Annotated in this window: 11 protein-coding genes and 2 pseudogenes; 5 read left to right on the top strand and 8 right to left on the bottom strand. The window is 40.8% G+C overall.

Annotation, left to right across the window (positions count from 1 at the left end; all coding sequences use genetic code 11):
- Nucleotides 1-61: IS1 family transposase (locus ABZJ92_RS19040; protein WP_071528444.1), on the top strand; the 61-nt coding region annotated here is incomplete at its 5' end.
- A gap of 149 nt (nt 62-210) precedes the next feature.
- On the opposite strand, the pseudogene ABZJ92_RS19035 reads toward ABZJ92_RS19040, so the two are convergent.
- Nucleotides 211-1,071 (bottom strand): annotated as a pseudogene (locus ABZJ92_RS19035) (efflux RND transporter periplasmic adaptor subunit); the annotation flags it as partial.
- A gap of 107 nt (nt 1,072-1,178) precedes the next feature.
- On the opposite strand from ABZJ92_RS19035, the gene ABZJ92_RS19030 reads away from it, so the two are divergent.
- Nucleotides 1,179-1,457 (top strand): hypothetical protein, encoded by a 279-nt coding sequence (locus ABZJ92_RS19030; protein WP_001205330.1) that lies wholly within the window; start codon nt 1,179-1,181, stop codon nt 1,455-1,457.
- Here the strand turns inward: ABZJ92_RS19030 and gadE are convergent, their stop codons facing one another.
- Nucleotides 1,458-1,985: an acid resistance transcriptional activator GadE gene (gene gadE / locus ABZJ92_RS19025; RefSeq protein ID WP_000576690.1), complete on the bottom strand. Its 528-nt coding sequence runs from the start codon at nt 1,983-1,985 to the stop codon at nt 1,458-1,460. It lies immediately after the preceding gene.
- Nucleotides 1,986-2,783: 798 nt separating this feature from the next.
- Nucleotides 2,784-3,356 carry an acid-resistance protein HdeD gene (gene hdeD / locus ABZJ92_RS19020; RefSeq protein ID WP_000965672.1) on the bottom strand — a complete coding sequence of 191 codons (573 nt, stop codon included), beginning with the start codon at nt 3,354-3,356 and terminating at the stop codon, nt 2,784-2,786.
- Between the two features lie 254 nt (nt 3,357-3,610).
- Here hdeD and hdeA point away from each other — a divergent pair, with 254 nt between their 5' ends.
- The 3 genes and pseudogenes from hdeA to ABZJ92_RS19005 all read left to right on the top strand — a co-directional run bounded on the left by hdeA (nt 3,611) and on the right by ABZJ92_RS19005 (nt 5,095).
- Nucleotides 3,611-3,943 (top strand): acid-activated periplasmic chaperone HdeA, encoded by a 333-nt coding sequence (gene hdeA, locus ABZJ92_RS19015; RefSeq protein WP_000756550.1) that lies wholly within the window; start codon nt 3,611-3,613, stop codon nt 3,941-3,943.
- 115 nt (nt 3,944-4,058) lie between these two features.
- Complete coding sequence (gene hdeB / locus ABZJ92_RS19010; protein ID WP_001298717.1) at nt 4,059-4,385, top strand: acid-activated periplasmic chaperone HdeB; 327 nt, start codon at nt 4,059-4,061, stop codon at nt 4,383-4,385.
- Nucleotides 4,386-4,448: 63 nt separating this feature from the next.
- A pseudogene (locus tag ABZJ92_RS19005) lies at nt 4,449-5,095 on the top strand (MgtC/SapB family protein).
- 41 nt (nt 5,096-5,136) lie between these two features.
- On the opposite strand, the gene ABZJ92_RS19000 reads toward ABZJ92_RS19005, so the two are convergent.
- The 5 genes from ABZJ92_RS19000 to ABZJ92_RS18980 form a co-directional block, all read right to left on the bottom strand.
- The gene (locus tag ABZJ92_RS19000; RefSeq protein ID WP_000478623.1) at nt 5,137-5,667 is read right to left on the bottom strand and encodes a helix-turn-helix transcriptional regulator; all 531 of its coding nucleotides are present in this window, start codon (nt 5,665-5,667) and stop codon (nt 5,137-5,139) included.
- Nucleotides 5,668-5,822: 155 nt separating this feature from the next.
- Complete coding sequence (slp, locus tag ABZJ92_RS18995) at nt 5,823-6,389, bottom strand: outer membrane lipoprotein Slp (RefSeq protein ID WP_001057453.1); 567 nt, start codon at nt 6,387-6,389, stop codon at nt 5,823-5,825.
- Between the two features lie 246 nt (nt 6,390-6,635).
- A complete protein-coding gene (locus ABZJ92_RS18990) occupies nt 6,636-7,859 on the bottom strand; it encodes a hypothetical protein (protein ID WP_000020617.1) in 1,224 nt (407 codons plus the stop codon).
- Nucleotides 7,860-8,439: 580 nt separating this feature from the next.
- On the bottom strand, nt 8,440-9,402 hold the full coding sequence (locus ABZJ92_RS18985; RefSeq protein WP_000497516.1) for a permease: 963 nt from the start codon (nt 9,400-9,402) through the stop codon (nt 8,440-8,442).
- Between the two features lie 24 nt (nt 9,403-9,426).
- A partial coding sequence (locus ABZJ92_RS18980) for an IS1 family transposase (protein WP_071528444.1) occupies nt 9,427-9,486 on the bottom strand: 60 nt, incomplete at its 5' end.

The following is a 9,486-nucleotide window of genomic DNA, read 5'->3' as shown; positions in this document are numbered from 1 at the left end:
ATCGGTGGAGCTGCATGACAAGGTCATCGGGCATTATCTGAACATAAAACACTATCAGTAAGTTGGAGTCATTACCGTTTTATCGATATCGAAGCATTGAGCATTTTTAACTCGTTTTATCTTGAATGCAATCGGCGCATAACTTATTGAATCCCATCAAATCCCGTCTTTTTTTACCCATTCCCGGTTATCTTGAATAAATTACCTAGTCATAAATACATTCTGGCGGCTACCTTCATCCACTAATGCCGTGACATACATGCCAGGCAGCAAGTCACCATTTGGGTTGGGGAAAATCGCCCGTAACGTCACGGAGCCCGTGGTTTCATCAACCGTCGGGTCGGAGAATTTCAGCGTGCCGGTCTGGCTGTAACGTTTACCATTTTCCAGATTGAGCTGTACTGGCGTACTGCCCTGAACCTGTTTGATTTGCCCACTGGCGACCTCTTCTTTCATGCGTAAGAAATCTTGCACCGACTGCGTGAGATCGACATAAATCGGGTCCAGACGTTGTACGGTAACCAGCGAATCTGCCTGATTAGCGGTAACGAGTGCGCCGACGGTCACCGACGATTTCCCGCTGACGCCCGTAATCGGCGAGGTGACATTCGCGTATTGCAGATTGATCGTCGCCTGTTCAACAGCCGCTTTGGCGACGGTGACATTGGCTTCTGCTTCATTCAGCTGGGTGCGCGCGGTGTCGTAATCCTGACGGCTAACGTAGTTGGTCTTCAGCAACGATGCCTGGCGGTTAAAGGTGATGCGGGCATTGCTGGCGGTAGAGAGCGCTTTCGCCAGCGAGCCTTTGGCGGAGTTTAGCTCGGCCTGTAAAGGTGCAGGATCAATCTGATACAGCGAATCGCCCTGGTTCACTTTATCGCCTTCGATAAAGTTGCGTTTAATGATAATACCGCCCACCTGGGGACGTATCTCGGCAACTTCATAAGGAACGGTTCTACCGGGCAATTCGCTCAACACATTGACCGAACCAGGGGAGAGTGTGACGACACCGACCTCAGGCGTCATGGCGGCGGCGTTTTCCGCCGATTTGTCATCGCAGGCGGTGAGCATCGCGCCGCAGAATAACAACGGTATTAACAGCTTTCTTCTTCTGTTCATTTTAGTCCCTGAAAATTCTTGAGAAATAACGGTTCTTTAAATTGCGCGCGAGGAGAGATATGAGGGATTTACAGACCAGCGGCATAGTGGGGTTGTCAGCCAGTAAGGTGGGATACAGGCACAGTGATCGACATGGTGAGGTCAACGACAAAAAAAATGTTGCCGTTCTGCCAACAGTTCCTGCCAGCATTCGGGCAACGAAGGGTTCTACTGGTGGATACACATACCAGGGGAATCAAGTCGTTTTAGCCTCTCCTTTAGTAATCACCGGGGGTAATGAAATCAGCATCTGCATCCCTCGTCATGCCAGCCATCAATTTCAGTTGCTTATGTCCTGACTAAAAATAAGATGTGATACCCAGGGTGACGATGTCGCTCATACGTCTTAGTTTCAGCTTGTACATAATGTTGAATTTCTGAATCTTTAATGTTTGTTGCGAAATATTGAGCGTCGACGTGATATTGCTTTCATTTTTATTTTTCAGAATCAGTTGCATAATTTTGAACTGATTATGTGAAAAACATAATTGTGAATTCTTATGGGGCAAGTGTTTACCATAAGTAATCTCAAGAAGATTTTTGATACTTTCTTTGCGGCTAACAAAATAAATAGGCGCTTTAGCTTTTAGTTTACTGATGTGATAAGGTGCCAAAACAATAATTCTCTCGGCATCTAATTTCTCCAGAAATTTAATCGCTTCTTCATCAAGGATATGATTGTGATAGGTATCAATGATAACCTTGAAGGGTTTATTGCCTACTTTTTTGATCTCTGACAGGGAATTGATTTTTATCATTTCGTGATTATCTTTCAACTGCCAAAAGCCCTGTAAAAGAAAAGAATCTTTCGTCATGAGAAAAATCATAACTTGCTCCTTAGCCGTTATCGTTTCGAACATGTCATCCTTTTCATTATTTACATCCTTGTCCGAATCGTTGTTCAATATAGTAAACGCCTATAAGAACTTTGCCCTTCGTGAACTAATACGTCTATTAACACTAATCAATACTTCAGATTTATCCATCACGCACTCCATATATTGATCCTAAGTAAGATTCCTGGTTGTTATCAGCTTGTAAATAGTAAACAAAAAGTTAACGTTTGCGGATTACTGCCCAAGAATAAGTTATCAATAACCAGTTTGTGATCTCTGAAGAATATTACTAAAGTTAAAATGTAATCCGATTTAAATATCGAGTCTCCTTGTTTCGACTTAAGCTGGCAATTGGATTGCCAGCTTTCTTTTAACGCATTGAAATTACCTGAGTAAATAACGCATTCATGTCTTCAGGTTTTTATATAGCGTCTGGAGACACGGATATTTATGCAATGTAATCAACGCCAGTTGCAAAAAAATGAACCCGGATTACTTATTTAACCGCCCATAGCATCAACGCTTACGGAACTCTTTGTTCACTTTCCCACAGCACTTTTAAAACATTAAACCTGACTACGGAAAATATCAGCCATGATAATGTTTGAAATGGCTAATTTGCCATGGAGTGAAAAAAATTAGATGAAATTCAGTAGGTTGAAATAATCACTAGCAGGTAATTATTTCAATGATAGTGCGCAATTGATCTACAACACTGCGTAGCGGAGAGAGTATTAATCGGATCATAGTCACATCAAGTGACTATGATCCGGGTGACAACCGGGGTAATTATTGCTGCTTAACGAACAAACTGGCGAAGCTGAACAGGCTGGCGGCGCTAAATATCAGTTCAATTCCCACCAGTGTGGAAACCAGCGTTACAGACACCATCGGCGTTGCACCAAGGAATATCCAGGCAATGACGATATCCAGCACACCAATAACGAGCTGTAGCCAGCTGCCTTTCATTGAACGCTGACGATACCAACTCATCAGGCGAATAACCCCTGCAACACAGAACAAACCGGCAATAAATGCCGCAATGGCAAAAATGCCCAGCTCCGGTGCACGGATGAAGAAATAGCCGATCAATAAATAGGCGACTGCGACGAGGAAACCGGATAATACCGGCCAGAAATTATGACTGCGGTTGCTGAATAACCCGACAATAAGCGCAATACCCGAGCAGATTAATAATGCACCCACTACTGTGCTTAAAATATCGCCAGAGACGAACGGGAAACTGATACACAGCAACCCGACGATAAACAGCAGCACGGCAATAAACTGGATTGCTCTGCGATGCTTTTTCAGCATCTCCAGATCAAACTTCAAAATTGTTGCCTTATCTATATATAACATAGAACCACCCTATAAAATTAAGAAGAAAATCCCCTGCTATCAATCTATGCCAAAAACGCGTCTAAGAATGCAGTCGATTTAATAAAAATTTCCTAATTGCAGTATCTGATGCATCTGTAACTCATTGTATTGAAATAAAAATATCTGATTTTGATATTTTCCATCAACATGACATATACAGAAAACCAGGTTATAACCTCAGTGTCGAAATTGATTCGTGACGGCTCTTTCACTTTATAGTTGAGGATATTACGATGAAAAAAGTATTAGGCGTTATTCTTGGTGGTCTGCTTCTTCTGCCAGTTGTGAGCAATGCAGCGGATGCGCAAAAAGCAGCTGATAACAAAAAACCGGTCAACTCATGGACCTGTGAAGATTTCCTGGCTGTGGACGAATCCTTCCAGCCAACTGCAGTTGGTTTTGCTGAAGCGCTGAACAACAAAGATAAACCAGAAGATGCGGTTTTAGATGTTCAGGGTATTGCAACCGTAACCCCAGCTATCGTTCAGGCTTGTACTCAGGATAAACAAGCCAACTTTAAAGATAAAGTTAAAGGCGAATGGGACAAAATTAAGAAAGATATGTAATTCCGGGAATGCGTTACATCGTACTTCCTTGCATATTGAACAGGCCGGAATATCTTCTTTAAAAGCAGCTATTCCTCCTGTTCATATATAATCTCTATATTGAATGGGTTACAAAATGAATATTTCATCTCTCCGTAAAGCGTTTATTTTTATGGGCGCTGTAGCGGCTTTGTCACTGGTGAACGCACAATCTGCGTTGGCAGCCAATGAATCTGCTAAAGATATGACCTGCCAGGAATTTATTGATCTGAATCCAAAAGCAATGACCCCGGTTGCATGGTGGATGCTGCATGAAGAAACAGTATATAAAGGTGGCGATACCGTTACTTTAAATGAAACCGATCTCACTCAAATTCCTAAAGTGATCGAATACTGTAAGAAAAACCCGCAGAAAAATTTGTATACCTTCAAAAATCAAGCATCTAATGACTTGCCGAATTAATGAGGTACAAGTAAAAAGGAGTAGCAAGTTGAGCCATCTTGCTGCTCCTTTTTGCATTTTTATATGACAGCAGAATTTATTATACGTCTTATACTCGCGGCAATTGCCTGTGGCGCTATTGGCATGGAAAGGCAAATGCGCGGCAAAGGAGCAGGGTTACGCACACATGTATTAATTGGCATGGGAAGCGCCCTGTTTATGATTGTTTCGAAATATGGTTTTGCTGACGTGCTGTCTTTAGATCACGTCGGACTCGACCCCAGCCGTATTGCTGCTCAGGTGGTGACGGGCGTCGGGTTTATCGGTGCAGGTAACATTCTCGTTCGTAACCAAAATATTGTAGGTCTGACGACGGCAGCGGATATCTGGGTGACCGCCGCATAGGTATGGTTATTGGCAGCGGTATGTACGAACTGGGTATTTATGGTTCAGTGATGACCTTGTTGGTGCTGGAAGTCTTCCATCAATTAACCTTCCGCCTGATGAACAAAAATTACCATTTACAGCTGACATTAGTGAACGGTAATACGGTATCAATGCTCGACTGGTTTAAGCAGCAAAAAATAAAAACTGATTTAGTTTCGTTGCAGGAAAATGAAGATCATGAAGTGGTCGCCATTGATATCCAGCTTCATGCCACAACGTTGATAGAAGACCTGTTGCGATTATTAAAAGGTATGGCAGGGGTGAAAGGCGTTTCAATTAGCTAATCTGTGTGGCAGCGTAGCCAGACTCACCGTAAGCCTGAAATTCACACCAGATAATCAATATGCTGATGGCGTACCAGCTCATTGATCCGCTTAAGATTGAGGATCATCATGATATTGTGTTTATGGCAGTAGAACGTTTTTAGCGATATTTTCAGTTTCTCCAGAATATCTTCAGTTGTCATTTGATTCGCAATGCAGCTCAGAACCTGATGTTGCTTGCGCGAAAGTGACACATTCGCTTCAGGCACAGAGCAGTAACTGCCATTGATGAGTGCGACAAAATCAATGATAGTGATAGTCCGCGGAACAAAGGTCACCGGTACTTTCCCCAGACAGCGTTTAATATTAAAGGGGGAGAAAACAATGACATGGACAGGTTTTAATCGTTCAATTTGAGTGAGAAAATTAGAATGAAATACATTATTCATTAATGTATCAATAATGACGAAGGCATTCTGATGCAACATTACGTCGATCTCTTCTTCGTTCTGTATATGAACGACATTACCTTTACTCAGAATGTTTTTCATCGCGGTGAAGAACATCGTATCCCTGGTAATTATAAGAAACATAACCGACTCCTGGTGCGGACATTAACTTTATAATCAGTTTGCCAAAGGTAATTAACAGGACAGGGCTTATAATAATAATAGTTAGCTTACTGTATATTAATTTTATGTAATACATGATGCAGATGCTGAGAAAGCATCTGCATCTTTCGGTGGTGTTATTTGACCAGCTCAGGTGTTACCTGACTCACCGCATTGGTGTAGTAAGGCGCACCCCAGCCCGGTTCCGGCCAGAATGCACCATAGCCGTAATCCCACAGGTTATAGGTGGTATTAACCACTTCTCTCAAATGCCACACCTGGATGCCCTGCATATTCACTTCCAGGAAGTTATACGGGACTTTATTGATAAAGCCTGGTTGTTCACCCTGAATGGTACCGAGGATGGTAACAAAGTGATTACGATAGTTCACTGGATCAAGGAAGCCGCTTTGTCTGGCGAGCAGTCGGCCCTGATAGTTGGCTTCAATATCAGGCTTCGCATAGCTATCCAACGGTAATACAGCGATTTCTAACAACGTATCCGTTTTGCCATTGATAACGTTGATAACCTTCCCACCAAAGCGCGCTTGTTGACCAACATATAACCCCGGCTGGTTATGAACAGCAACAAAACTTTTTTGAATATCAGGTTGGTTATTGCCTTTGATATTTTGCGGAATTGAACTACATGCGGCAAGCAAAAATGAAAGGCTGAGGATGAGTGCACCTTTTGTCATGTTCATGTTACTATCCTTATCAACAAATATTAAAACCATAATAGATATTTCTTTATAGTTTTCATCTGATTCTGAGGTGATATGCCTGATAGTAACGTAAACCTGTCTGATGTTTATATCCCTTCTGTTTAGTTCAATTCCGTTATTTTGGGGCGTGGTATGAGTATCCATCGCCCAATAATATAACCCTTTGTTTTAAAATTACATAAAATCTATTTTTATTCAATGATTATAAAGTGCTAATAATCAATATTATGGTATTATATTCTGATAATGATTTGATAAGCGAATTCTTTTGCCAGATGGTATTTCTATTTCCACCCCATAATTTATATCTTTTTCATTAGGCAGATCTCTCTTTAAATAAAAGGGGTATGAAATCTTTTCGGGTTGAAGTGTCTCGTAATGAAATTCTATGAATTCATTTTTAGACATTGTTGCCCATTTTTGAATTTTATTGTATAGAGAGGGTGTTGTAAACTCTTGAAGTTGTTTATAACATATTTTTTTGAACTCTTGCTTATATTTTAATATGTCATCAAATGAAAGATTCACTACCTTTGCCTCTAAGAAATCAATTATTCTCGAAGCAATTTCCGCTTTCGCGCGTAAAGAGTTGTCATTAATAGTTAACAATGTAGAAAACAAACCATTGATTTGTTTGTCAAGATGTTGTTCATATTTATGTAGTTTGGGGATGGGATTTTCCTTGTGTGAAAAAATAGTGTTAAATAAATTTGCGTCAGTGAAATTTATATTAAGTAGATCTTCAAAATAAAATTTTGATAAGGTTAGGACTAGCTTGGACATATCTTGCCCTGTCATGTTGAAATCAATAAAGTCGCATCCAGCAAGGGCTTCCATCCTATTTTCATTTTTACTGTGCTCAATATACAGCTTCGCCATTTTTAAGTACAAGCTTTGAATGTCTCTTATATCAGTTGGTAAGTCAGCTCGTTGCCCAGCAAAATTTTTATTATCGGAAGAAACGGTTTGGACACTGAATCTTTCGGGTATTCCTTCTTCTACGAGAATTTTAGTTATGATTGGATTGTTGGGTTCTGGATTAACGACAACAATGATTTGACATACAGAATCCTTATCCTTTTCGTATCTAATGTTATGAATCTGATTAAGTATTGATTGTGTCTGTTGCGTAAGTGGTGTCGAACTTATCGTTTCAATGTTATTAATAAGACTTACAAGTTGAACCACAACTTTTGAGTAGTCTGCATTTGTATATGTGGTGTTCGTGTGGCATGCATTAATTTGTTGGAGTTGTTGTTGCGCTAAATCAAATTGTTCAGGGTTGTATCCTTCTCCAGAGAATGTGGAATTAATGGGTTGTTGTTCTTCCCAATTATCACAAGGCCACTTCGGTGTGTCTGGCGTTTTAACATTATCGGTATTTGTTGTGCAGTTATAAATATCGCCGTGATATGTATTTATTATACCTGGGGTAAAGTCAATTGACATAACATTCCTTATTCATCATCTGTTTTATGCTAATGTTTTTAAATTGGATAATTAGAACAGGAATGGATTTTCTTCTACACACAATAAATATAATGCGTTATATCTTCCTGATATAATTACCTTTAAATTCCCTTTCATTTCCACCCGGTAATATTTGTGTATAAAAAAAGGGCAGTGATAGTATCGTAAAGGAAAACGTTAACAACTATCAAAAAACGCTCATTTTAAAAAGTTATTATGTTCTCCGATAGTGTGTGAAGTAATATTTTTGTGATGTTTTAGATGTGTAATAATGAACCAGGTTAAAGTGTATTTAAAAATGTGTTGTATTAGCGACTGAAATCTGCCTTTTAAAAAGGAGGAGGGTACTGAGACAAAGAGTCATTGCTTCTCCGATAAAATGTCAGAGAAGCATGATTACGTGGTTATTGTCTGTTGATGACTTGTTGACCGAGCCGTCATCATTCTCAATGCATTAGTTAAATCATTTGTGATTTTTAAGGATTATCCTGTCTATGATTTTCTACTTAGAAGGATATGGCACTAACTATGCATCTTATAGTTTACTGCTGGCATCTATTTAAAATAGCAATTGAGTCAAATAGCCCATCAAGATAGCCATACCTAATATAACCGTCAGGAATGCAGCTATCATCGGCATTCTGAACATTGATTTAAGTAATATCACTTCCGTCAGGCTTGCGCCGGCACTGCCGATGATTAATGCCATTAATGCTCCCAGACCCATTCCTTTTGTCATCAGAACAGATGCCAGAGGGATAACCGCCTCAGCCCGGATATACAGCGGAATACCGACAACGGCGCTTAATGGGATGGCGAAGGGATTATCTGATCCTGCATGAGCGGCAATCCACGCTGAGGGAATAAAGCCATAAATAAAAGATCCTATTAATACTCCTAACAAAAGATATGGCAGTACATCTTTAAACTGTTGCAACGCATCTTTGGTGGCTAGTTTTATGGGATTAATACTTACTACAGCTTTGGTACTGCAACAGGTAACTACGGGGTTCTCAATGGCTTTAGCCGCTGGACTACAACAACTCACTTTTATGGGCGTATATGTCGTTCCCGGCGAAGTTTTTGCTGGAGCACAACAATTTGCTGATGAGCTTTTACTGGCAATGATATGACGTTCAAACCCCAGAGAATCCAGGATAATACTGGCAAGAACGGAGACGCCGGCTGCGATAATCGCGTACAACAAGGTGACTTTCCAACCAAAGGTCATCCACATTAGTCCGACGATAATGGGATTAAGTAATGGTGAAACAAATAAAAAAGTGAGAGTCGGACCAAACCCGGCTTTCGCTGACAACAATCCACGTAACATGGGTATTGTCGAGCAACTACAGAACGGGGTAACGGCTCCCAACAGAGCAGCCAGGAGATAGCCTCTCCCTTTTCTGGCCCCCATCATCTGCTGGATTTTATGGTCTGGCACCTTTTGTCTTATCAGGCTGACACCGGCACTAATCACTATAAACAGCAACGAAAGCTCGACGGCGAGAAACACAAACATCTCTGCGGCGGTAATGACTCCAACTTACTGATAGTGTTTTATGTTCAGATAATGCCCGATGACCTTGTCATGCAGCTCCACCGA

This window comes from Shigella sp. FJ200513 (assembly GCF_040495915.1).
Classification (GTDB): Bacteria; Pseudomonadota; Gammaproteobacteria; order Enterobacterales; family Enterobacteriaceae; genus ECMA0423.
This window is presented reverse-complemented; position numbering and strand designations above follow the sequence as displayed.